Here is a 23,837-nt window from a genome sequence, read left to right as displayed (position 1 = left end):
CCTTAGGGTTCCGCGGGTACCGACTGCTGGGAGTCCCGCGGGGACACCTCCGAGTCGCCGCCGCTCGTCGCCAGCCAGCCGCCGACGCCCAGCGCGGCCGCGATCACCACGCCGGCGACCCCGAGGACGATGCGCCGCTTGCGGACGGTGTCGGACTTGTGGCGGGCAGATCCCGGTCGGCGCTGGCCGGGTGTGCGGGGGGCGCGCGCCGTGCCGCGGGCGCCGCCCGCGAGCTCGTCCGGGGCCGGGACCCGCATCGAGGTGTGGGTGTCGCGGTTGGAGTCCGCGGGCGCCGCGCCGGGCACGAGCGGTACGGCTCCCCGGCGGCGCGCCTCACCCGGTGCGGCCGGCGTCTCGTCCTCGTAGGGCTCCGCGTGCGGTTCGGCGTCGGGCTCGTCGACGTCCAGCGGCGGCATGCCCGCCAGCATCGGCTGGAGCTCGCGCAGCCGGGCGCCGACCTCGGAGGCGCGCAGCCGTGAGGCGGGTGCCTTGGCCAGACACTGGTTGATGAGCTGCCACAGCTCGTCGGGGATGCCCGGGAGGGGGACGACGCTCTCGGTGACATGGCGGCGCAGGACCGCGCCGGGGTGTCCGCCGCCGAAGGGGGTGAAGCCGGCGAGGAGTTCGTAGAGCACGGTCGAGAGGGCGTAGATGTCGACGGCGGCGCGCGGCGGCAGGCCCTCGACGATCTCGGGCGCCAGATAGTCCGGGGTGCCGATGATGCGGGACGCCTTGGTGCGGCGCGGGGTGTCGATCAGCTTGGCGACGCCGAAGTCGGTCAGCAGGGCCGGGTGGGAGCCCGCGGGACCGAGCGGGCCCTCCATGTCGAGCAGGATGTTCTCCGGCTTGACGTCGCGGTGCACGATGCCGGCCGCGTGCGCCACGGCCAGTGCGTCGGCGACGTCCGCGATGATCGCGACCGCGGCCTGGGGGGCGAGCCGGCGCTCCCGGTCGAGCCTGGTGCGCAGGTCGGTGCCGCGTACGAGGTCCATGACGAGCGCGAGATCGTTCCCGTCGACGACGAGGTCGCGGACGCCGACGATCCGGGGGTGGTCGAGGCCGAGCAGGGCCGTGCGCTCCTGTACGAAGCGCCCGACGAGCTCCTGGTCCGACGCCAGGTCCTCGCGCAACAGCTTGATGGCGACGGGACCCTCGGGTCCCTCGCCCGCCCACACCGTGCCGGCGCTGCCCCGCCCGAGGATCTGGTGGGCCGTGTAGCGGCTGCCGATATTCCGTGCCAAGACTGCTCCCTCAGCGGCTGGCGTTGCCCACTGTGTCCGCCCGGGGGACGACCCCGGACCCCCGGCCGGAAAAGCGGGCCGGGCACCGTGACCGCGGGGACACGCGAGGCACACCTGAGTAACGTACGCGGGGATCCGGGGCCTGTGGGCCCCGGATGCCGCCAACCTTCACTTCTACGGGGGAAAACTGCCCGAAGAAGTCAACAAAGCTGACAAAGCTGCTGAGTCGTGCAGCCCTACTGCCCGGAGGGATCCTGCGGCCCGGCGCCCGGGTCGGAGCCGCCGAGGTCGGAGATCCAGTCCGACACCTTCGAGATGCCGTCGCCGATCGCGCTCCAGTAGCTCTTGCCCTCCGCGATCCAGCCCTGCAGCGGGGTCAGCTCCCAGACGAGCCAGCCCGCGACGACGATCAGGATCACCGAGAACAGACAGCCCTTGAGACAGCCGAGACCCGGGATACGCATCGGATTGGCGCCGCGCTGCCGGGGCTGGCGCGGGGTGGGCTGCGGCGGCTGCGGAGGCGCGTAGGGCTGCGGCGCGTACTGCTGCTGCTGGGGCGGCGGCTGCTGCCGGGCCTGCCGCCGGCTCTGCCGCGGCTGCTGGGGCTGAGGCTGGGGGCGCTGCGGCTGCGGCGGGTACCCCTGCTGCGGGTGCTGCGGCTGCTGGGGCCGCTGCTGCTGACGCTGCGGACGGCGCCGCAGCGGGTCCTGGCTCGGGTCGATGTACTGGACCTGTGTCTGCTCGCTGCGGTCGCGGGCCGCCTGGAGCTGGGACTGCCACGGGTGGTTCGGGTCGTTGCCCGGCGGCACGGGAGGCATCACCGAGGTCGGGTCGGGACCCTGGCCGGGACCGGTCTGCTGCATGACGCTGGTCGCGGCGTTCGGGTCGTATGAACCGGCGTTGGTGGGCAGCACCTGCGTCGGGTCGGCCGAGCCCGGGGTGCCCGGGACGTGTGCCGGAGCCGGGTCGGGTCCGAGCAGGGCGGCGACGCCGAGCGCCGCCTCGACCTGCGCGGAGGAGGAGTGCACGCCGATGCCGGCGGCGACGGTGCGCAGCCCGCGGGCGAGGTTCTCGGCGCTCGGGCGCTGGGACGGCTCCTTGCGCAGACAGCGCTCTATGACCGTCCACAGGGGCTCGGGCACGGTGGTGGGGCGGCGAGGCTCCTCGCTGAGGTGGCGGTGCAGCACCTCCAGCGCAGTGCCGCCCGCGAACGGGGGCCGGCCGGTGACCAGCTCGTAGAGCAGGATGCCCGCGCCGTAGATGTCGACGGCGGAGGTCTGCGGGCGGCCCTCCGCGGATTCGGGCGCCACGTAGGCGGGTGTGCCGACGAACTCGTGTGTACGGGTCAGGCCCGGGGAGTCCGCGAGGCGCGCGATGCCGAAGTCGGTCAGCATCGGGTGCATCTGGCCGTCGACGTCCGTCTTCAGCAGGACGTTCGCGGGCTTGAGGTCCCGGTGGACGACGCCGTCGGCGTGACTGGCGGCGAGGGCGTCCGCGATCTGGGCGGTCAGCAGCGCGGCGGCGACCGGGGTGAACGGGCCGTTGTCGCGGAGATAGCGGTGCAGGTCGGGGCCGTCGACCAGGTCCATGACCAGGGCGAGCAGATCGCCCTCGACGACCAGGTCGCGCGTCCGCACGATGTTCGGGTGGGTCAGGCGGAGGAGGACGGAGCGCTCGCGCAGGAAGCGCATCACCACGTCCGCGTCGTTCGCCAGTTCCTCCTTGAGGACCTTGATCGCCACGGTCTCGCCCGGCTGGCCGGGCACGGCCGCCTCGGCGCCCGCGGTCTCCCGCTGGCTGGCCCGCCAGACGGTGCCCGTGGCCCCGCGCCCGAGTGGCTCCTCGAGCAGGTACTTGCTGCCTACCGGCCGCACGTCATGTGCTCCCTGCTGATCGTGGTCCCTTGCATGATCCCGGGCCACTGTCCCTCCGCCCGGGTTTCCGACCCACTTTAATGCCGCCGAACGGGGCATCGTCCGGTTGTCGTCCTCCGCCGTCGTCCCGGCGGTGTTCGAGAGAAAGACGTGCGCATCGTACGGATGGTTGCCGAACGGCCGTGCCGCGCACATCACGGCGGTTCCGGATCTTTTCCCAACCAGGCATTTTTCCGTCCGGAGCGGACCAATCAAGATCACTTGTATGCGGTACCCGGGCGTGTTGTCAGTGGCAGGTGCGAGGATGCCCTCAGCACGGCGCCGTGGGGGCGGGAGCCCTGTGGTCCGTGCCGACCTGCCGGGTGGGGGCGATCACAGGCGGCACCCCTGCCGGGCACCCTGCGCAGAAGGGATTGCTGACGGCCATGCAGATCCGGCTGACCGTTCTCGCGCCGCGCGGCGGGCAGTCCGCGGCCGCGGGGCCCGCGTCTGCGGGACGTGTCCCTGCCGCGCGCTCGTGCGACGTGCTGATCACCGCGCCGTCCGGGACGGCGCTCGCCGCCGTGGCCTCCGATCTCGCGGCCGCCGTCGCGGGCCCGGACGTCTCGGGCACCGTCGTTCTCTACGCGGGCCAGGAGCGCCTCGACGCCCAGCGCCGCACTCTCGGCGAGCCGCCCCTGGTGGACGGTGCCGTGCTCTCGCTCCAGGTCCCCGGCGGCGACGAGCCGCCTGTCCCGGACGCCCCTGCGCAGCTCCAGGTCGTGGCCGGCCCCGACGCGGGCGGCGTGCATCTGCTCCACGGCGGCCGGATCAGCATCGGCCGCTCGGCGGAGGCGGACGTGCCGCTGGACGACCCCGACGTCTCCCGGCTGCACTGCGCGGTGACGGTCGCGGAGGACGGCCGGGTCACCGTGGCGGACCTGGGCTCGACGAACGGCACGACGCTGGACGGCACCGCGGTCGGGTCCCGCCCGGTGCGGCTGCCCGCGGGCGCGCTGCTGCGCCTGGGCGAATCGACGCTCCGCCTCACCCCCGGCGACCGCACACCGGCGCTGCCGACGGCCCCGGACGGCGAGGGGCATCTGCGGGTGCGCCGGATCGACGTGGCCGGGGAGACGGGCCTTTCGGGTGCGGACGGCCCCACGCCCGCCGCGGACGCGCACCGTATGGGCCCTACGCCGGCCGCGGACGCGCACCGTATGTACGACGCCGGGATGCACGACGCCCGGATGCCGGATGCCGGATCGCCCGCGGACGGCGGGCGGCAGGGGGACCGCGCGGGCAGTGCCTCCGGGGGCCGGCCGGGCCCGGGCGGTTCCGCGGCCCCCGGCCGTGTCGAGCATCTGCCGGGTGGGCCGTATCCGCCCGGACAGGCACCGGACCGTTCGACGGCGAGCACGCCCCCCCACGGCACGTACACCGGTCCCGCGGCCGGCTCGCAGGGCGCGGGAGCCCGCGTCCCCGCCCAGTACGACCCGAGCCGGTACGACACCGCCCGCACCACCGCCCACGGCGAGCCGGGTCCGGGCGACGCCGTGCACTCCCGGGCCTCCGAGAGCCAGGACGGCGTCTCGGAGACGCCCGAGGCCCCCAGCCGGCAGGGCGCCCCCGCCCGCGGCTCCCGCAAGCGGGGCATAGGCGCCTGGGCCCGGCGGTTCGCCGGAGCCAGGGAAGACGCGTCCGCCGAGGTGGCCGCGGAGCCCGAGGCGCCGCCCGCCGCCGCGCCCGTCGTGGACAGCTGGCCCGATCCCGCCGCCGTACTGCTGACCGCGCTCGGCCCCGGCTCCCGGCTCTGGGAGCGCGGTCCGGAGCACCCGGAGTCCCTCGTCCTGCGGCTCGGCACCACCGACCGTGCCGACCTCCCGTCCGTGCCGGTGACGGTCGGGCTGCGGGAGGCAGGCTCCCTCGGGCTCGCCGGCCCCCGGGCGCGGCTGGCCGGTCTCGCCAGATCCGCCGTCGCCCAGCTCGCCGCGCTGCACTCCCCCTCCGATCTGGAGATCGTGCTCATCAGCACGGACCGGGCGCGCAGTCTTCAGGAGCGCCGGTCGGAGTGGGCCTGGCTCGGCTGGCTCCCGCATCTGCGGCCCGCGCACGGCCAGGACTGCCGGCTGCTGCTCGCGTACGACCGCGACCAGGCCACCGCCCGCACGGCCGAGCTGACCCGCAGGCTGGACGACGGACCGCTCGGCCCGGGCTGGCCGAGCGCCGACCGGGCGGCCCTCTCCGAGGCGGCCGGGCGGCACGACGGCTCACGCACCGTCGTCATCGTGGACGGCGACCCGGGTTCGGCCGCGCTCCGGGAGACGACGGCACGCCTCGCGGGCGCCGGCTGGGCCGCCGGGATCCATCTGATCTGTCTGGCCGAGACGCCCGCCGCCTCCCCGCTGTCCCCGGTGACCGCCACCTATGAGACGGCGTGCGCCGCGTCGCTCGCCTTCCGCGAGTGCGGTGCCGTCGCGCTGCTGAGCGGTGATGTGGCCACCGCGCTGCGACTGATGCGTACGGCGGGAGGGCAGCCGGCGGGACACGGCACGGTGGGCGCGGTGGACGCCGTCTCCGCCGCCTGGGCGGAGCGCTTCGCTCGCGCGCTCGCCCCGCTGCGAGCCGAGGGCACCGGCACCCGTCCGGGCCGGGCGACCCCGCTCCCGCGCACGGCACGGCTGCTCGACGAGCTCGGGCTGGCCCGGGCGACGCCCGCCTCGCTGATGACGCGCTGGGCCTCGGAGGGCAGGAGCACCGCGGTGCTCGGCGCGAGCCCCCGCGGACCGCTGGCCGTCGATCTCACCGAAGAGGGCCCGCATCTGCTGATCGAAGGGCCGCCGGGCAGCGGTCGTACGGAACTGCTGCGGTCGGTCGCGGCCTCGCTCGCCGCAGCGGACCGTCCCGACCGGCTGGGCCTGCTGCTCGTCGACGGCGCGGGCGGCGAGCGCGGCGACGGCCTCGCGGCCTGTACGGAACTGCCGCATGTCACCGAGCATCTGGTCGCCAGCGATCCCGTCCGGATGCGCGCCTTCGCCCAGGCGCTGGGCGCGGAGCTGAAGCGCCGCGCCGAACTGCTCGGCAGTACGGGCTTCGCCGAGTGGCAGACCCGGCGCGAGGTCGCGGACCGTCTGGTGTCCCCGCGCCCGCCGAGCCCCGCCGAACAGCGCGGCGACATCGACTCCCCCTCCAGCGGCACGCTCCGGCTGCGCCCGGGGGGCCGCGCGGCCACCGCACAGGGGCCCGCCCCGCTGCCCCGGCTGATCGTCCTGGTCGACGACTTCGACGCCCTGGTGGCTCCGGCGCTCGGCAGCCCGGGCCGTCCGGCCGCCGGTTCGGTCGTCCGGGCCCTGGAGGCGGTGGCCCGCGACGGCGAGCGGCTCGGCATCCATCTGGTGGCGACCTCCGCGCGCCCCGACCGCACGGCCGACACCGACCTGGCGCAGGGTGCGCGGCTGCGTGCCGTGCTGGACCCGCCGCCCGCTTCCGCCGGGCCGGAGGATCCGGCTCCGGGACGGGGCCGGCTGGGGCACCCGGACGGCAGGGTCACGCCGTTCCAGAGCGGCCGGGTGACGGGACGCATTCCGCGTACGGCCACGCTGCGCCCCACCGTGGTGCCGCTGGAGTGGGAGCGTATGGGCGATCCGCCGACCCGCCGACCACTGCGTGAACTGGGCAACGGGCCCACGGATCTTGCCCTGTTGGCGAGCGCTCTGGAGCGGGCGGCGCGCTCGGTGGACGCCGAGCCGCTGCCTCCGCTCTCACCGGCACACCCCTGAACGACCGCACGGTTGCGCCCTTTGACAGGACATCACGTCACAAGGGCATCACGAAAGACTCGTAGTCGTACGGTGCGGTATTGCGACACCCGTGGACCGGGCGTACACCTGTCGGTCAACGGGACAGCGCACGGGAGAGACGGGGCAGTGATGCGCACAACTCTTCGTACGAGCAAAGCCGCAGTGATCTTCGCGGCTGTCGGCGCCCTTGCCGTCGCCGGCTGCGGCGACAGCGACGACAAGGCGAAACCGAGTGAGAGCAAGGCCGGCGAATCCGCAGCCTCCGTCCAGCTCCCCAAGCTGAACGGGGAGAAGATCGAGGTCGCCGCCGTCTGGAGCGGCCCCGAGCAGGAGAACTTCACCAAGGTCCTCAAGGAGTTCGAGAAGCGGACCGGCGCCACGGTCACCTTCGTCCCCGCCCAGGACCCGATCGTCAACTTCCTCGGCACGAAGATCGCCGGCGGCAGTCCTCCCGATGTGGCGATGCTCCCGCAGGTCGGCGCGATCCAGCAGGCCGTGGAGCGCAAGTGGGCCAAGCCCGTCGCCGCGGAGGCGAAGGCGGAGCTGGCGAAGAACTACTCCGCCGGCTGGCAGAAGCTCGGCCAGGTGAACGGCGAGCAGTACGGCGTCTACTACAAGGCCGCGAACAAGTCCCTGATCTGGTACAACAACACCGCTTTCGAGAACGCGGGCGTGCAGGAGCCGAAGACCTGGAAGGAGTTCCTCGCCGCCGCCGAGACGATCTCCGCCTCGGGTGTCACACCGGTCTCGGTCGCCGGCGCCGACGGCTGGACGCTCACCGACTGGTTCGAGAACATCTACCTCTCCCAGGCGGGCCCGGAGAAGTACGACCAGCTCGCCCAGCACAAGATCAAGTGGACCGACCCGTCGGTGAAGACGGCCCTGACGACGCTCGGCGAGCTGTTCGGCAAGCCGAACCTGATCGCGGGCGGTGCCGACGGCGCGCTCCAGACGGAGTTCCCCGCCTCGGTGACCCAGACGTTCACCGGCGGTGACCAGCCCAAGGGTGCGATGGTCTTCGAGGGTGACTTCGTGTCGGTCAACATCGCGCAGACGAAGGCGAAGATCGGCACGGACGCGAAGGTGTTCCCGTTCCCCGCCGTCGGCACCGAGGCGCCGGTGGTGACGGGCGGCGACGCGGCCGTCGCGCTCAAGGACAGCAAGGGCGCCCAGGCGCTGCTGACCTTCCTCGCCTCGCCGGACGCGGCCGAGATCTCGGCCGGCGCGGGCGGGTTCATCTCGCCGAACAAGTCGCTGGACCTCGCCGCCTATCCGAACGACGTCCAGCGCGACATCGCCAAGGCCCTGATCGCCGCGGGCGACAATTTCCGCTTCGACATGTCGGACCAGATGCCGCAGTCGTTCGGCGGTACGCCCGGCAAGGGTGAGTGGAAGGCGCTCCAGGACTTCCTCAAGAACCCGAAGGACGTGGCAGGGACCCAGCAGAAGCTGGAGTCGGACGCCGCCAAGGCGTACAAGAGCTGACGGGTGACCACCGTGGCGAAAGCGGGGGGCGCGGCAGAGCCGACGCCCCCCGCCGACAGGCGCAAGAGTGTGACCGGCACCCGCAAGACCGTCGCGGTGGCATTCCTGCTGCCCGCGCTGGTGCTGCTCGGCGCGCTCGTGGTCTACCCGATCGGGTACTCGCTCTACCGGTCCTTCTTCGACCAGGCCGGGACCGGTTTCGCCGGACTCGACAACTACCAGGAGATCTTCACCGACGACACCATCCTCACGGCGGTCAAGAACAACGCGATCTGGGTGGTCGTCGCCCCCACCGTCTCGACGGTGCTCGGACTGATCTTCGCGGTCCTCACCGAACGGGTGCGCTGGGGCACCGCGTTCAAGCTGATCGTCTTCATGCCGATGGCGATCTCGATGCTCGCCGCGGGCATCATCTTCCGGCTGGTGTACGAGCAGGACCCGGACCGGGGCGTGGCCAACGCCGTATGGGTGGGCGTGCACGACACCTTCGCCGAGTCGGCGGGCTACCCGAACGCCCGCCCCCTGCCCGTGCATCCGCTGAAGCCGGGCGGCGGCGGCTCCTTCGTGACGAAGGCCCCGGTCACCGCGGGGCAGCCGGCGCTCCTCCCGCTGGTCGGTGTCGCACCGGCGAACATGCCCGACGGCGCGAAGCCCGCCAAGGCGGCGGAGCCGGAGGACGGAAAGATCACCGGCACGGCCTGGCTGGACTTCACCCGGGGCGGCGGCGGGAAGCCGAACGTGGTCGACGCCGAGGAACTGGGCCTCGACGGCCTGAAGGTGGAGGCCGTCAAGGACGGCAAGGTGGTGGCCTCGACGCGGGCCGGTCCGGACGGCACCTTCAGCCTGCCGGAGTCCGCCGCGGGGGCCGAACTGCGGTTGCCCGCCTCGAACTTCGCGGGGCAGTACAACGGCGTCAACTGGCTCGGCCCCACCCTCGTGACCCCGGCCATCATCGGCAGCTACGTCTGGATGTGGGCGGGCTTCGCGATGGTGCTCATCGCCGCGGGTCTCGCGAGCGTGCCGCGTGAACTCCTCGAAGCGGCACGGGTCGACGGCGCGACCGAGTGGCAGGTCTTCCGCCGGGTCACCGTCCCGCTGCTGGCGCCGGTGCTCGCGGTCGTCCTGGTCACGCTGATGATCAATGTGCTGAAGATCTTCGACCTGGTCTTCATCATCGCCCCGGGCTCGGCGCAGGACGACGCCAACGTGCTGGCGCTCCAGTTGTACCGCTCCTCGTTCGGCACGGACTCCCATCTCGGTCTGGGCAGTGCGATCGCGGTGCTGCTGCTGTTGCTGGTGATCCCGGTGATGTTGTTCAACATCCGGCGCATGCGAAGGGAGAGCCGCCGATGACCACGACCGACGGTGTGGTGAAGGCGAAGCAGTCCCTCGCGGCGCGGCTCGCGGCGGGCGCCGGCGGCGGCGTGATGCGGGTGTTCCTCGTCCTGATCGGCCTGTTCTGGCTGATGCCGACGTTCGGTCTGCTCATCTCGTCCCTGCGCGGGCCCGCCGACATCAGCGCGAGCGGCTGGTGGAAGGTGTTCACCGAACCGGCGCAGCTGACCACCGAGAACTACTCGCGGCTGCTCCAGAACGAGGCGATCACCGACTCACTGTTCGCCAGTGTGATGATCACCGTGCCGGCGACCCTGCTGGTGGTGATCATCGGCTCGTTCGCCGGGTACGCCTTCGCCTGGATGGAGTTCCCCGGCCGCGACTGGTGGTTCATGGCCGTCGTCGGCCTGCTGGTGGTCCCGGTGCAGGTCGCGCTGGTGCCGGTGTCGAAGCTGTTCGGCGAGATCGGCATCTTCGAGACGACGATCGGCGTGATCCTCTTCCATGTCGCGTTCGGTCTGCCGTTCGCGATCTTCCTGCTGCGGAACTTCTTCGCGGAGATCCCCCGGGAGCTGCTGGAGGCGGCGCGGCTGGACGGAGCGGGCGAGATCCGGCTGTTCACCCGCGTCGTGATGCCGCTCGGCGGGCCGGCGATCGCCTCGCTCGGCATCTTCCAGTTCCTGTGGGTGTGGAACGACATGCTGGTCGCGCTGATCTTCGCGGACTCGGAGAGCGCGCCGATCACGGTGGCACTCCAGCGCCAGGTCCGGCAGTTCGGCAACAACATCGATGTGCTGGCACCGGGAGCGTTCGTCTCGATGATCATCCCGCTGGCGGTCTTCTTCGCGTTCCAGCGCCAGTTCGTGACGGGCGTGATGGCGGGCGCGGTGAAGTAGGACATCGCGGTACGAGGGAAGGGCCGGGCGGGATCTCCTGCCCGGCCCTTTCGCGTACGAATGGGGCGAGGTCGTACCAAGGGGCGGGGGCGTGCGGAGGGGCCGGGGCGTACGGAGGGGCGGGTGCGATACGTATGCGGCCGGACCGCACGGGGTGGCGGGCCCCCGCTCCTGAGGCCGTCAGGGCTTCGGGCTCAAGGCCATCAGGCCTTCGGGCCTCCGGGCCCCCGGGCGGTCAGGCCTCCACGCCATCACACCTTCACCCCTTCACGCCTTCACGCCTTCAGCGCCGCCACCGCTCCCCGCGCCAGCTCGTCCAGATACCCCTTCGGCAGCGCCGACCTGACGACCACCAGCCGCCAGTACAGCGGCCCCACGATCAGATCCAGTGCCTTGTCCGGGTCGGTGGAGGCGGGCAGTTCCCCGCGGGCGACCGCGTCGCGCACGACCACGGCCGCCACACCCTGCTGACTGTCCAGCAGCGCGGACTTGATCGCGTCCGAGATCTCCGGATGGCGCGCGGCCTCCACCAGCAGATCGGGGATGACCTGCGAGGCGACCGGGTGGCGCAGGGCGTGCGAGGCCACTTCCAGCAGCGCGCGCACATCCCCGTACAGCGAGCCCGTCGCCGGCGCGGGCAGTCCCTGGGTCGCGAGGGCGGAGACCAGGTCGAGCACGAGCGACAGCTTCGACTTCCACCGCCGGTAGACGGCGGTCTTGCCGACTCCCGCCCGCCGCGCGATGCCCTCGATCGACATACGGGCGAAGCCGACCGCGGCCAGCTCCTCGAAGACGGCGGCGCGGATCGCTTCGGTCACATCCTCCCGGAGCACTGCGGCTCCCGCGGGGGCGCGTCGTGTTGTTCCCGGGTCCGTGGTCATGACCACGAGCATACCGGAGACGACGAAACGGTTGCGTTGCAACGCACATCGGTCCTACTCTCACCGTAGCGACGAAACGGACCCGTCCCATCGCTGCGTCGCATGCACCGTTTCCCCCGTCCTGCCCCCGGCGAAAGCGACCAGAGTGAGCAGCCAGACGATCTCCACACCCGCGCCGCCGGCGGAGGGCCTCAGCGAGCTCGCCGCCCGCCACGGCCTCACCGTGAGCGGCGCGCGGCCAACACTCCGGGCGTACGTCGGACAGCTGTGGTCGCGCCGGCACTTCATCACGGCGTTCGCGACCGCGCGGCTCACGGCCCAGTACAGCCAGGCGAAGCTCGGCCAGGTGTGGCAGCTGATGACACCGCTGCTCAACGCCGCGGTCTACTACTTCATCTTCGGGATACTGCTCGGCACGAGTCGCCATGTGGCCGACTTCGTGCCGTTCCTCGTGACGGGCGTCTTCATCTGGACCTTCACGGCCAACTCGATCATGACGGGCACCCGCGCCATCTCCGGCAACATCGGGCTCGTCCGGGCGCTGCACTTCCCGCGCGCCTCGCTGCCGATCGCGCTCGCGCTGCAACAGCTCCAGCAGCTGCTGTTCTCGATGGGCGCGCTGGTCGTGATCCTGATGTTCTTCGGTGAGTTCCCGAGGCTCAGCTGGCTGCTGACGGTCCCCGCCCTGATGCTTCAAGCGGTCTTCAACACCGGCCTGTCGATGGTCATGGCCCGTCTCGCGGCCCGGACGCCCGACATCGCCCAGCTGATGCCGTTCCTGCTGCGCACCTGGATGTACGTCTCGGGCGTGATGTGGAGCATCCATGCGGTACTGAAGGGCCAGCACCTGCCGCACCTGGTGCTGCTGGCGCTGGAGTGCAACCCGGCCGCCGTCTACATCGACCTGATGCGCTTCGCGCTCATCGACAGTTTCACCGCGTCCCAGCTGCCGCCGCACGTGTGGGCCGTCGCCCTCGGCTGGGCCGTGCTCTTCGGAGTGGGCGGCTTCCTGTACTTCTGGAACGCTGAGGAGCAGTACGGCCGTGGCTGAGCAGACCGATCGCATCCCCACCGTCGTCGTCGACGACGTGCACGTGAAGTACAAGGTGAACGGCGGGCGCACCGGCAAGGGCAGCGCCACCACCGCCATGAGCCGGATCCTCTCCCGCAGGTCCTCGCCCGGCATCCGTGAGGTGCACGCGGTCAAGGGCGTCAGCTTCGCCGCCTACAAGGGCGAGGCGGTCGGACTGATCGGCTCCAACGGCTCCGGGAAGTCGACGCTCCTCAAGGCGATCGCCGGCCTGCTGCCGCCCTCCGACGGCAGGGTGTTCACCCAGGGGCAGCCATCCCTGCTGGGCGTGAACGCCGCGCTGATGGGAGACCTCACCGGCGAGCGCAACGTGATCCTCGGCGGGCTCGCGATGGGCATGTCCCGTGAACAGGTCCACGAGCGGTACGACGACATCGTCGAATTCTCCGGGATCAACGACAAGGGCGACTTCATCTCGCTGCCCATGCGGACGTACTCCTCCGGCATGGGCGCCCGGCTGCGCTTCGCCATCGCCGCCGCGAAGAGCCATGACGTGCTGCTGATCGACGAGGCGCTGGCCACCGGCGACGCCAAGTTCCAGCGCCGCAGCCAGAAACGGATCAACGAGCTGCGCGAGGAGGCGGGCACGGTGTTCCTGGTCAGCCACAGCACCGGGACCATCACCTCGACCTGCGACCGGGCGCTGTGGCTGGAGGCGGGCACGCTGCGGATGGACGGGCCGGCGAAGGACGTCGTCGCGGCGTACGAGGCCTTCGCCAAGAGCAAGAAATAGCGGGGAATCTATGTAAATCAGGCTAAAGTACCCGCCGATGACGCCCCATTGGATCGCCCCGCTCCCGTCCGCCCACCATCTGGCTCCGGTACTGGCGGACAACCGCCCCGGTACCGGACGCCGACTGGGCCCGCGACACAGCTTCGCGCTGGCTCTCACCTGGGTGGCCACCCGCTTCGGCATGCTGGCCCTGCTCGTCGTCGACCGCCTCGGCGACACCGGTGTGGCGGGCGAGGTGCACACCCTCTACCGGCGGTGGTACGAGCAACTCGCCCACGGGGCGTTCCCCGTGGACGATGTCACCTGGCAGTACCCGCCCGGCGCCGCGCTCGTGTTCCTCTCTCCGGGCCCCCTGCCCTGGCTGTCGTACTTCGAGGCCTTCGTAGCGCTCGTCCTCGTGTCCGACGCGGTCATCACCGTCGCGCTGGCCCGCGCGGGGGTACGGGGCGCCTGGTTGTGGGTGTGCGCGCTGCCGCTGCTGCTGAACATCCCGCTGGCCCGGTACGACGTCCCGGTCACCGCCGTCGCCGTCCTCGCCCTGCTCGCCGTGCGCACCCGCCCGCGCCTCGGCGGCGCGCTCGCCGGACTCGGCGCGATGATCAAGATCTGGCCGCTGCTGGCCGTGCTCGGCACCGTGCGCGGACGCGCGACACGCTCGGCCTGGCTCTCCGCGGCAGCCGCCGCGGCCGTCCTGTTCGCGGCGCTCGCCATCGGCTTCAGCCACACGCTCGACTTCGTACGACAGCAGGGCGCCCGCGGTGTGCAGGTCGAGTCGCTCGGCGGCACCGCGCTCCAGCTCGCGCGCCACGCGGACTGGTCGGGGACGGTGCGCTACCAGTACGGGGCGTTCGAGTTCATCGGCCCGTATGTGTCGAGCGTGGCGGCGGCGTCGCTGGCGCTCACCGTCGTCGCCTTCGGCTGGCTGGTGTGGTGGCGCATGAGGGCGCGGCGCTGGAATCCCGCGACACCGTTCGACGCGGCCTTCGCGGCCGTGCTCCTGTTCACCGTCACCAGCCGCGTCATCAGCCCGCAGTACATGGTCTGGCTGCTCGGCCTGGCCGCGGTCTGTCTGACCTCCCGGTTCACCACCCAGCGGCCGGTCGCCCTGCTGATGGTGCCGGCGACCGTACTCAGCGCGCTCGCCTATCCCCTGCTCTACAACGAGGTGCTCGGCGGCACCGTGCTCGGCTGTGTGCTCATGGTGCTGCGCAACGGTCTGCTGCTCACGGCGGCACTCCTGTCGTGTCGGCGTCTGTGGACGGCAACGGCCTCGCGATAGGCTCCCGGACGCCATCGGCAGGTGCACAGGCACGTTCTGGGGGGCCGGATGCGTCGTGACGGGCTCGAACCACTGCGGGAGAACGACCCGGCGGAGATCGCCGGCTATGTACTCGAAGCGCGGATCGGCGAGGGCGGGATGGGGACCGTCTTCCTCACCCGGTCCGAGGGCCGGCCGGTCGCGCTCAAGCTGATCCGCCGCGAACACGCGCAGAGCGAGAACTTCCGGAACCGCTTCGCCCGCGAGGTCGAAGCCGCCCGCCGGGTGCACGGCCGCCATGTCGTCCCCGTGCTCGACCACGACGCGGACGCCGAGCGGCCCTGGCTGGCGACCCGTTACGTACCCGGACTGCCCCTGGACGAGGCGCTCGCCGATCACGGGCCGCTGCCGCCGGCGTCCGTACTCCGGCTGACCGCGGGCGCGGCCTGCGCGCTGGACGCCGTCCACACGGCCGGGGTCGTCCACCGCGACGTCAAGCCGGCCAATCTGCTGCTGACCGCGGACGGGCCGTGGCTGCTGGACTTCGGTATCGCGCGGGCGGCCGGAACGGCGACGCTGACCACGATCGGCCGGATGGTGGGCACGCCGAAGTACATGTCGCCCGAACACGCGCTGGGCAAGAAGGTCACGCCCGCGTCCGACGTCTTCACGCTCGGCCTGGTGGCCGCGGAGGCCGCGTCGGGCCGTCATCCGTACGGAGAGGGCGGCGGCCTCGTCGTCGCCACCCGGATCGCCGCCACCGAGCACGAACCGCCGGACCTGGGCCCCTTCCCCGCGCCGCTGCGCGAGGTGCTCGCGGCGTGCCTGGCCGCGCGCCCCGAGGACCGTCCCGCCGCCGCCGAAGTGGCCCGGCTGTGCGGTGACGCGGGTGGGCGGGACGCCGGGGACTACCGCGGCTGGCTGCCGAAACCCCTGGCCACGGCGGTGGCGAAGATCGAACGGGCCACAGGAGCGAAAGTCGACGACCCCCGGTCCTCGGGCTGGCTGGGCCGCATCCGCCGCCATCTGTGAGGGAATCGGTGAGGGCCGCAGCTCCTGAGGGCGCGCACCCTCCGAGGGCGCGCGCCACCTGAGCACGCACAGACGACAGAGCCCGCACAGACGACGGAGCACCCGCAGACGACGGAGCACCCGCCACCACGAGGGTGACGGGCGCTCCACCGCTTCGGCTGGGCTGACCGCCTAGCTGTGCGTACGCAGCAGCTGGCGCATCGTCCGCATCGCGACCGACAGGTTCGCCAGATCGAAGGTGTCCGAGCTCTGGATCTCCTCCAGTGTGGCGCGCGCCCGGCCCAGGATCGCGGCGTTCTTCTGCTCCCACGCCTTGAACCGCTCCTCGGGAGTCGAGGTTCCGTTCCCGACACTGAGCACGTCAGCCGTGAGCGCCGCGTGTGCCGCGTACAGGTCCTCGCGGATGGAGGCACGGGCCATGGACTGCCAGCGGTCGGCCCGCGGCAGCTCGATGATCCGGTCCATCAGCTGGGTGATCCGCAGCCGGTCGGCGAGGTCGTAGTACACCTCGGCGACCGCCATCGGCTCCTTCTTGGTGCGGTCGGCGATCGCGACGATGTCGAGCGTCGGGAAGGCGGAGGAGAACCCGGCGACCCGCAGTGCGAGCTGCTCGGGCACACCCTCGCCGGTGAGCTCGTCCAGGATGCCCTGGTACCACTCGAGGTCGGCGCCGCGGAGCATCTTCGGCAGCTCGGCCCAGACCTGCTCGACGCGCTCGGCGAAGAACTCGATGGTCCCGGCCAGTTCGAGCGGCTGCGGCCGGTTGCCCAGCAGCCAGCGCGTACCCCGCTCGACCAGTCGCCGCGAGTGGAGCCGGATCCGGGTCTGGACGTCGGCGTCGACCTTGTTGTCGAGCGCCTCGACGGCGTCCCACACCGCGCTCAGCCCGAAGATCTCGCGCGCCGCCGTCTGCGCCCGCACGACTTCCTCGGTCGACGCGCCGGTCTCCTCCCGCAGCCGGTGCAGGAAGGTCGAACCACCCGTGTTCACCGTGTCATTGACCAACACGGTCGTGACGATCTCGCGGCGCAGCGCGTGACCGTCGATCGCATCGCCGAACTTCTCGCGCAGCGGCTTGGGGAAGTAGGCGTGCAGCAGCCGTCGCAGATACGGGTCGTCCGGGAGCTCCGTCTTGATCAGCTCGTCCGCCACCGTGATCTTGGTGTAGGCGAGCAGCACCGCGAGCTCCGGCTGGCTGAGTCCCCGGCCGCTGTTCAGCAGCTCGCGGATCTGCCGGTCGGTGGGCAGGAACTCCAGCGGCCTGTCCAGCGCGCCGGCCCGCTCCAGGCGCCGCATGAAGCGCTGGTGGGCGTGGAGCAGCGACGGCGACTGGGCGACCGCGTTCGACAGGGCGGTGTTCTGCGCGTAGTTGTTGCGCAGCACCAGGGCGCCGACCTCGTCGGTCATCTCGGCGAGCAGCTTGTTGCGCTGCTTGACGGTCATGTCGCCGTCGGTCACCAGGGCGTTGAGCAGGATCTTGATGTTCACCTCGTGGTCGGAGGTGTCCACGCCGGCGCTGTTGTCGATGGCGTCGGTGTTGACCTTGCCGCCCTGGCCCTCCGGGCCGCCCTTGCGGTCGAACTCGATACGGCCGAGCTGGGTGAGCCCCAGGTTGCCGCCCTCGCCGACCACCTTGACCCGCAGGTCCTCGCCGTTGACCCGGATCGCGTCGTTGGCCTTGTCGCCGACGTCCGCGTTGGACTCGGTGGAGGCCTTGACGTACGTACCGATGCCGCCGTTCCACAGCAGGTCCACGGGGGACCGCAGGATCGCCTTCATCAGCTCGGCCGGCGTCATCTTGGTGATGCCCGCCTCGATGCCGAGAGCGGCACGCATCTGGGCATTGACCGGGATCGACTTGGCGGTACGCGGGTGGATGCCGCCGCCCGCCGACAGCAGGTCCTTGTTGTAGTCGGCCCACGAGGAGCGCGGCAGCTCGAACAGCCGGCGGCGCTCGGCGTAGGAGACGGCCGCGTCCGGATCGGGGTCGATGACGATGTGCCGGTGGTCGAAGGCCGCGATCAGCCGGATGTGCTCGCTGAGCAGCATGCCGTTGCCGAAGACGTCACCGGACATGTCGCCGACGCCGACGACCGTGAAGTCCTCGGTCTGCGTGTCGTGGCCCAGCTCGCGGAAGTGCCGCTTGACGGACTCCCAGGCACCGCGGGCGGTGATGCCCATGCCCTTGTGGTCGTACCCGGCCGAGCCGCCGGACGCGAACGCGTCACCGAGCCAGAAGTTGTACGCGACCGCGACCTCGTTGGCGATGTCGGAGAACGACGCGGTCCCCTTGTCGGCCGCGACGACGAGGTAGGTGTCGTCCTCGTCGTGGCGTACGACGTCGGCCGGCGGGACGACCTCGCCCGCGACCATGTTGTCGGTGATGTCGAGCAGCGCCGAAATGAACATCTTGTACGAGGCGATGCCCTCGGCGAGCCAGGCGTCACGGTCCACGGACGGGTCCGGGAGCTGCTTGGCGACGAAGCCGCCCTTGGCGCCCACCGGCACGATGACGGTGTTCTTCACCATCTGCGCCTTGACCAGACCGAGGATCTCCGTACGGAAGTCCTCCCGCCGGTCGGACCAGCGCAGCCCGCCGCGCGCGACCTTGCCGAAGCGCAGGTGCACACCCTCGACCCGCGGGGAGTAGACCCAGATCTCGTACGCCGGACGGGGCGCGGGCAGGTCCGGGATGGCCTGCGGGTCGAACTTCATCGACACATAGCTGTGCTGGGCGCCGCCCGCCGCCTCCTGGAAGAAGTTGGTGCGCAGCGTCGCCTTGATGACGGTGAGGAAGGAACGCAGGATGCGGTCCTCGTCCAGGCTCGCGACCTGGTCGAGCGCACCGTCGAGCTCCTCCAGGAGCGCGTCGGTCAGCTCGGTGCCGCCGCGCTGGCGCCCCGGCGACATCCGCGCCTCGAAGAGGGAGATCAGCAGCCGGGTGGTGTGGACGTTGGTGTGGAGGGTGTCCTCCATGTAGTCCTGGCTGAAGGTCGAACCGGCCTGGCGCAGGTACTTGGCGTACGCCCGCAGCACCATGGCCTGCCGCCAGCTCAGCCCGGCGGCCAGCACCAGCGAGTTGAATCCGTCGTTCTCGGCCTCGCCCTGCCACACCGCGGCGAAGGCGTCCTGGAACCGCTCACGCGCGTCGTCGGCGAGGTAGTCGCCGTTGCCGGAGGACATCGGCATCCGCAGACCGAAGTCGTAGATCCACGCGCTCGTACGGTCCGAGCAGCGCAGCTCGTACGGACGCTCGTCGACGACCTCGCAGCCGAGCCGCTGGAGCACCGGCAGGACCGCGGAGAGCGAGACCTGCTCGCCGCTGCGGTAGATCTTGAAGCGGCGCTCGCCGGGGCCCGCGCCGACCGGCTCGTACAGGGAGAGGGCGAAGTCCTTGTCGGAGCGCGCCAGTTCCTCGAGGTTGACCAGGTCGGCGACGGCGGAGCGGGGTGAGTGATCGGCCTTGTAGCCCTCGGGGAAGGCGTTGGCGTAGCGCCGCAGCAGCTCGGCCGCGCGCTCCTCGCCGACCTCGGCGTTGAGCGCCTCGCCGAATCCGTCGGACCACGAACGCGCGGCCTCGACGAGCCGGGCCTCGATGCGCTCCGTGTCGGCGTCGGTCAGGTGCGGCAGCACGGTGCCGGCCGGGACACGGATGACGAAGTGGATGCGGGAGAGGATCGACTCGGTGTTCCATGCGGTGAAGTCGACGCTGCTGCCGCCGAGTTCCTCCTTGAGGATGTCGATCAGGCGCAGCCGGACCGCGGTGGTGTAGCGGTCGCGCGGCAGATAGACCAGGGCCGAGTAGTAGCGGCCGTACTCGTCCTGACGCAGGTAGAGCCGCAGCCGGCGGCGCTCCTGGAGGTAGAGCACGCTGGTGACGATCGAGCGCAGCTGGTCGACGGGCGTCTGGAACAGCTCGTCGCGCGGGTAGGTCTCCAGGATCTGGAGCAGGTCGCGGCCGTCGTGGCTGTTCGGCGAGAAGCCGGCGCCTTCGAGGACCTCGGCGACCTTGCGGCGCACGACGGGGACACGGCGCACGGACTCGGTGTACGCGGCGGACGAGAACAGGCCGAGGAACCGGCGCTCGCCGATGACGTTGCCCTTGGTGTCGAACTTCTTGACGCCGACGTAGTCGAGATAGCTCGGCCGGTGCACGGTCGCGCGGCTGTTGGCCTTCGTCAGCACGAGCAGCTTGTGCTCACGGGCCTTGGCGCGGGCGTCGGCGGGCAGCTTGCTGAACGACGGGCTGACCGGGTGGTCCTCGTCCTCGCTGTGCTGCGGGTCGGACCGCAGAATACCGAGGCCGGTGCCGGGCACGGCGGCCAGCGCGTCGTTCTCGGTGAGTTCGTACTCGCGGTAGCCGAGGAAGGTGAAGTGGTCGGCGGAGAGCCAGCGCAGCAACTCGCGGGCTTCGTCGACCTCTTGGTCGCGCAGGTCGTCGGCGGTGGGCTCGGAGGGCAGTTCGTCGGCGATGCGCAGCGCGGCGTCGCGCATCTTCTCCCAGTCCTCGACGGTCTCGCGCACGTCGGACAGCACCCGCAGCAGATCGGCGGTGATCTGCTTGAGGTCCGCCCGGTCGGTCTCGCGGTCGGTCTCGACGTGGATCCAGGACTCGACGAGCGCGTCGAGCGGCAGGTCCTTGCTGTGCGCGGACTCCTCGGCCAGCACCTCGATGAGCTTGCCGGTGACGTCACGGCGCACGATGACCTGCGGGTGGATCACGACATGGATGCCGCGGTTCTGGCGGGAGAGCTCGTTGGTGACCGAGTCGACGAGGAAGGGCATGTCGTCGGTGACGACCTCGACCACGGAGTGGCTGCACGTCCAGCCGTTCTCCTCCACGGTCGGGGTGCTGACCCGGACGTTGGCCGTGCCCTGCGGACGGTTTTCGGCCAGGCGGAAGTGGGAAAGTGCGGCTCCGAAGACATCGACCGGGTCGCGGTCGGTGAGGTCCTCCGGTGCGGTGTGCAGGTAGTAGCGCTGGAGGTACGTGAGCAGAGTGTCCCGGTCGGGTCGCTTCTGCTCGGCCCCAGTCGGAAGATTGCCCCCGACCGGGCTGTTCTCAGCTACCCGTGCGGCCCGTGCGAGCAGCTCGGCTTTGGCTTCGTCCAGCTTGGTCTGCATGTCCTCTGGCTCCTGTCGCGCGCCGTTGCGTGACGTAGGTAGGAAAAGCGACGCAACGCCACGACGCGGGGTGTCCGGTCGGAGTCGACGTTATGCCGCGATGAGAGATGTCCGAGCGGGAATCGGCCAAATGAGGCGATCGGCCCGGATCGAAGGGATCAGTGATCGCCCGGGCGCTGTGGCGCTCCGGGCGGAGTCCGGGGGCTTCGCTGCCCCCAGGGCGTATCGCGCTGATCACGGGTCCAGGCTATCGCCCCGTACCCCAGGCCCGTCATGAGCCGTATGTGTACAAAACCGGGGCCGGAAGTTTGACACTCTGGACAGCGACATATGGCACCTCTTGGCAAACAGCCCTCGGCGGGGCAGGTTGGCGAGTGACGACACGGTCGCCGTCGGCGGCCCTGCTCCGTCGGCAGGGACACCCGACCGACGGGCCGACAGCCCGACACCGGGAGCAGCCATGACAGCCAAGGTCCTGATCGTCACCGGCGACGCAGCCGAGTCCCTCGAAGTCCTCTACCCGTACCAACGACTGCGGGAAGAGGGGTACGAGGTCCACATCGCGGCACCGGCTCGCAAGAAGCTCCAGTTCGTCGTGCACGACTTCGAGCCGGGCTTCGACACCTACACCGAGAAGCCGGGATACACCTGGCCGGCGGACCTGGCCTTCTCCGAGGTGGATCCCGGCCAGTACGTGGCGGTGGTCGTCCCGGGCGGCCGCGCGCCCGAGTATCTGCGCAACGACCCGGAGCTGCGCAAGATTCTGAAGGCCTTCTTCGACGCCGACAAGCCCGTGGCGCAGATCTGCCACGGCCCGCTACTGACGGCGGCGATCGGCAGCCTGGACGGCCGCCGGGTCACGGCGTACCCCGCGCTGGAACTGGACATGCAGGCGGCGGGAGCGAGCTTCCAGGACACGGCGGCTGTGGTCGACGGCACCCTGGTCTCTTCCCGCGCCTGGCCGGACCACCCGGAGTGGATGCGGGAGTTCCTCAAGGTGCTGCGGACGAAGGCGCCGGTGTCATAGGGGGCGGGGTGCTGAGCGCCGTGACGCGGGTTCCGCGGGGCGGTGCGGCTGCGCGGGCACGGGGCGGTCCGGTGCGGCTGCCGCCCCCACGGGCGCGGGGGCGGTACGGCCTGCCGGGGCAGGACTGGATGTTCCGGGTTGCGGGTGCGGGCCCGCGCCGGAGAGGGGCCGGACGGCCCACGCCTGGTGGAGCGGCCCGCGCCGCAGGACTGGCGGAGGTACCGGGCGGCGCCGGCTGGTGTGAGGCGCGGTCTGTTCCGGCGGGAGCGGCCGAGATACACAGTCCGGTGCAGCCGGGGACGCTGGAGCCGCAGGCCTGACCGGTCCCGGAGCGGGCTGGACCGCCCGCGCCGCAGGACCGGCGGAGGTACAGGGCCGGCGCCGGCTGGTGCGAGGCGCGGCCTGTCCGGGAGCGGCCGAGATACACAGTCCGGTGCAGGGGGTGCGGTGCGGGCTGGAGCGCAGGCCTGACCGGTCCCGCAGCAGGCTGTGACCGCACGCGCCGCATGGCCGGCCGGACGTGCACGGGCCGGTGCGGCCCGCGAGTGCGAGCCAGGGCGCAGGCCCGAGCGGGGCGCCAGGGCCGGTTGCGGCGGCCCGCACCTCACGGGCGCGGCGCGCACCGCGAGCCCCGGGGACGTGCGCCGGGCGGCGCGGGTGCAGGGCTGCGGCGACCCTGCGCCGGGCCGCAGGCCCTGCGCGGACCGCACCCGGGTGCGATTCCCCGTCCCGGGCGCGAGCCGGGGACACGGGCCAGACCGGCCTGCGCACCCCCCGGGTGGGCCAACCCTCAGGCGACCAACCGCATCGCTTCCTCCACCGCCTCCGTCAGCGTGTCCACCACCGGCACGCCGACCTCCTCCAGGCTCGTCCTGCTGTGCGATCCGCCGGTGTAGAGCACCGCCCGCGCGCCCACGTGGGCCGCCGCCACCGCGTCGTCGACCGCGTCCCCGATGACCACCGTGTGCTCCGGCGCTGCCGACCCGGCCAGCGCCTTCAGATGGCGCTCCATGTGCAGCGCCTTCGAGCCGCCGGACGGTCCCGTCCGCCCGTCCACCCGTATGAAGTGGTTCTCGATTCCGTAGCCCCTCACGACCGGGACCAGCTGCTCGTGCCCGTACATGCTCAGCAGCGACTGGCTCCGGCCCGCCCGTCGCCATTCCTTCAGCAGGTCCTCGACACCCGCGGTCAGCGCGCAGCCGATCCGGTGGGTGCTGTAGTGACGGTGGAAGATCTCGTCCATGACCTCCCACTCCTCCGCGGTCGGCAGCCGCCCCATCAGCCGCTCGTAGAACCGCGGAACCGGCACGCAGTACAGCTCGCGGTAGCGATCGAGCGTGATCGCCTCCAGCCCGATCTCCGCGAACGCGGCATTGGTCGCCCCGATGACCGCCGCGATGTCGTCCAGCAGGGTCCCGTTCCAGTCCCAGACCAGGTGCGTCGTGTGCTTCCCCATGCCGACGACCGTACCGAACGGGTCCGACAACGGTCAGCCCCGACCACGAACGCGCAGGTCAGTCCACCAGGTTCGGGATCTCCTGGACGCCGTACCAGAGCAGCTCGTGGTCCTCGGCACCGTCCACGGTGAACTGTGCGTCGTCGTCGCCCTGATCCGCCGCGCCGAGAGCGTCCGCCGCCGCGGTGACATCACGGATCGCGTCGTCCGCGTCGACATGCACCGCCGCCGCCTCGGCCAGCGGCACCGCGACCGAGATGCGCACCTCGCCGACCGAACCGGAGTCCAGCGAACGGTCGGGGTCGGCGGTCGCGTCCTGGTCGCGTACGTCGAGGGCCACCACGACCCGGCGCCTCGCGACCCCGGGATCGCCGGCGACCAGTCGGAGCGAGGCGGCCGCGGCACGGCTGAGGGCCGCGTACTCCAGCTCCTCGATGTCGTCGGAGACGTACCACTCGCGCAGGCCCGGCGTGACGCCGTAGGCGGTCATCGGCGCGGGGCCCAGTTCGCCCCTCTTGTGCGCCTCTGCGAGACCGGAGAGGGTCAGGGGGACGTAGACGCGCATGGCTGGCCGCTTTCGTAGTCGGAATGCGCCCTCAGGATACGTGCGAGGTACCCCTTCGGGG

At 71.6% G+C, this 23,837-nt stretch carries 15 protein-coding genes; 9 read left to right on the top strand and 6 right to left on the bottom strand.

The genetic code is table 11. The features are described from left to right. Window positions 1–2 precede the first annotated feature (2 nt). Both ABTX78_RS15515 and ABTX78_RS15510 read right to left on the bottom strand, forming a co-directional pair. The gene (locus tag ABTX78_RS15515; RefSeq protein ID WP_352207316.1) at window positions 3–1,241 is read right to left on the bottom strand and encodes a serine/threonine-protein kinase; all 1,239 of its coding nucleotides are present in this window, start codon (window positions 1,239–1,241) and stop codon (window positions 3–5) included. 236 nt (window positions 1,242–1,477) lie between these two features. Then, on the bottom strand, window positions 1,478–3,115 hold the full coding sequence (locus tag ABTX78_RS15510) for a serine/threonine-protein kinase (protein WP_352207315.1): 1,638 nt from the start codon (window positions 3,113–3,115) through the stop codon (window positions 1,478–1,480). A gap of 425 nt (window positions 3,116–3,540) precedes the next feature. Here ABTX78_RS15510 and ABTX78_RS15505 point away from each other — a divergent pair, with 425 nt between their 5' ends. From ABTX78_RS15505 to ABTX78_RS15490, 4 genes are all read left to right on the top strand, one after another. Continuing rightward, window positions 3,541–6,873 carry an FtsK/SpoIIIE domain-containing protein gene (locus tag ABTX78_RS15505; RefSeq protein WP_352207314.1) on the top strand — a complete coding sequence of 1,111 codons (3,333 nt, stop codon included), beginning with the start codon at window positions 3,541–3,543 and terminating at the stop codon, window positions 6,871–6,873. A gap of 150 nt (window positions 6,874–7,023) precedes the next feature. Then, the gene (locus ABTX78_RS15500) at window positions 7,024–8,379 is read left to right on the top strand and encodes an ABC transporter substrate-binding protein (RefSeq protein WP_352207313.1); all 1,356 of its coding nucleotides are present in this window, start codon (window positions 7,024–7,026) and stop codon (window positions 8,377–8,379) included. Window positions 8,380–8,448: 69 nt separating this feature from the next. Continuing rightward, a complete protein-coding gene (locus tag ABTX78_RS15495) occupies window positions 8,449–9,732 on the top strand; it encodes a carbohydrate ABC transporter permease (protein ID WP_502993880.1) in 1,284 nt (427 codons plus the stop codon). After that, window positions 9,729–10,610 (top strand): carbohydrate ABC transporter permease, encoded by an 882-nt coding sequence (locus ABTX78_RS15490; protein WP_352207311.1) that lies wholly within the window; start codon window positions 9,729–9,731, stop codon window positions 10,608–10,610. Before ABTX78_RS15495 ends, ABTX78_RS15490 begins: the two co-directional genes overlap by 4 nt. A 275-nt stretch (window positions 10,611–10,885) precedes the next feature. Here the strand turns inward: ABTX78_RS15490 and ABTX78_RS15485 are convergent, their stop codons facing one another. Continuing rightward, entirely contained in the window at window positions 10,886–11,503 is a 618-nt protein-coding gene (locus ABTX78_RS15485) for a TetR/AcrR family transcriptional regulator (RefSeq protein ID WP_352207477.1), read from the bottom strand. 133 nt (window positions 11,504–11,636) lie between these two features. Here ABTX78_RS15485 and ABTX78_RS15480 point away from each other — a divergent pair, with 133 nt between their 5' ends. From ABTX78_RS15480 to ABTX78_RS15465, 4 genes are read left to right on the top strand one after another with little or no spacing between them, the layout of a single operon-like run. After that, window positions 11,637–12,542 carry an ABC transporter permease gene (locus ABTX78_RS15480; protein WP_352207310.1) on the top strand — a complete coding sequence of 302 codons (906 nt, stop codon included), beginning with the start codon at window positions 11,637–11,639 and terminating at the stop codon, window positions 12,540–12,542. Then, the gene (locus ABTX78_RS15475; protein WP_352207309.1) at window positions 12,535–13,314 is read left to right on the top strand and encodes an ABC transporter ATP-binding protein; all 780 of its coding nucleotides are present in this window, start codon (window positions 12,535–12,537) and stop codon (window positions 13,312–13,314) included. The genes ABTX78_RS15480 and ABTX78_RS15475 overlap by 8 nt, the downstream gene beginning before the upstream one ends. Window positions 13,315–13,351: 37 nt before the next feature. Further along, entirely contained in the window at window positions 13,352–14,593 is a 1,242-nt protein-coding gene (locus ABTX78_RS15470; RefSeq protein ID WP_502993879.1) for a glycosyltransferase 87 family protein, read from the top strand. A gap of 48 nt (window positions 14,594–14,641) precedes the next feature. Next, window positions 14,642–15,604, top strand: a complete 963-nt coding sequence (locus ABTX78_RS15465; RefSeq protein WP_352207308.1) for a serine/threonine-protein kinase — start codon at window positions 14,642–14,644, stop codon at window positions 15,602–15,604. 171 nt (window positions 15,605–15,775) lie between these two features. Here the strand turns inward: ABTX78_RS15465 and ABTX78_RS15460 are convergent, their stop codons facing one another. Further along, window positions 15,776–20,728, bottom strand: coding sequence for an NAD-glutamate dehydrogenase (locus tag ABTX78_RS15460; RefSeq protein ID WP_352207307.1), 4,953 nt, complete (start codon window positions 20,726–20,728; stop codon window positions 15,776–15,778). Window positions 20,729–21,188: 460 nt separating this feature from the next. Between ABTX78_RS15460 and ABTX78_RS15455 the strand changes: the two genes are divergently transcribed. Further along, window positions 21,189–21,755 (top strand): DJ-1/PfpI family protein, encoded by a 567-nt coding sequence (locus tag ABTX78_RS15455; RefSeq protein ID WP_352207306.1) that lies wholly within the window; start codon window positions 21,189–21,191, stop codon window positions 21,753–21,755. Window positions 21,756–22,545: 790 nt separating this feature from the next. Here ABTX78_RS15455 and ABTX78_RS15450 read toward each other — a convergent pair. Both ABTX78_RS15450 and ABTX78_RS15445 read right to left on the bottom strand, forming a co-directional pair. After that, entirely contained in the window at window positions 22,546–23,211 is a 666-nt protein-coding gene (locus ABTX78_RS15450; protein WP_352207305.1) for an HAD family hydrolase, read from the bottom strand. A 58-nt stretch (window positions 23,212–23,269) separates the two neighbouring features. Next, window positions 23,270–23,776 (bottom strand): DUF6912 family protein, encoded by a 507-nt coding sequence (locus ABTX78_RS15445; RefSeq protein WP_352207304.1) that lies wholly within the window; start codon window positions 23,774–23,776, stop codon window positions 23,270–23,272. Window positions 23,777–23,837: the final 61 nt, after the last annotated feature.

Source organism: Streptomyces sp. NPDC096193 (genome assembly GCF_040302905.1).
Taxonomy (GTDB): Bacteria; Actinomycetota; Actinomycetes; order Streptomycetales; family Streptomycetaceae; genus Streptomyces.
This window is presented reverse-complemented; position numbering and strand designations above follow the sequence as displayed.

Coding starts and splice junctions, on each gene's coding strand:
- ABTX78_RS15505 (WP_352207314.1), top strand. CDS start 3,541: ATGCAGATCCGGCTGACCGTTCTCGCGCCGCGCGGCGGGCAGTCCGCG.
- ABTX78_RS15500 (WP_352207313.1), top strand. CDS start 7,024: ATGCGCACAACTCTTCGTACGAGCAAAGCCGCAGTGATCTTCGCGGCT.
- ABTX78_RS15490 (WP_352207311.1), top strand. CDS start 9,729: ATGACCACGACCGACGGTGTGGTGAAGGCGAAGCAGTCCCTCGCGGCG.
- ABTX78_RS15485 (WP_352207477.1), bottom strand. CDS start 11,503: ATGCTCGTGGTCATGACCACGGACCCGGGAACAACACGACGCGCCCCC.
- ABTX78_RS15470 (WP_502993879.1), top strand. CDS start 13,352: ATGACGCCCCATTGGATCGCCCCGCTCCCGTCCGCCCACCATCTGGCT.
- ABTX78_RS15465 (WP_352207308.1), top strand. CDS start 14,642: ATGCGTCGTGACGGGCTCGAACCACTGCGGGAGAACGACCCGGCGGAG.
- ABTX78_RS15460 (WP_352207307.1), bottom strand. CDS start 20,728: ATGCAGACCAAGCTGGACGAAGCCAAAGCCGAGCTGCTCGCACGGGCC.
- ABTX78_RS15455 (WP_352207306.1), top strand. CDS start 21,189: ATGACAGCCAAGGTCCTGATCGTCACCGGCGACGCAGCCGAGTCCCTC.
- ABTX78_RS15450 (WP_352207305.1), bottom strand. CDS start 23,211: ATGGGGAAGCACACGACGCACCTGGTCTGGGACTGGAACGGGACCCTG.
- ABTX78_RS15445 (WP_352207304.1), bottom strand. CDS start 23,776: ATGCGCGTCTACGTCCCCCTGACCCTCTCCGGTCTCGCAGAGGCGCAC.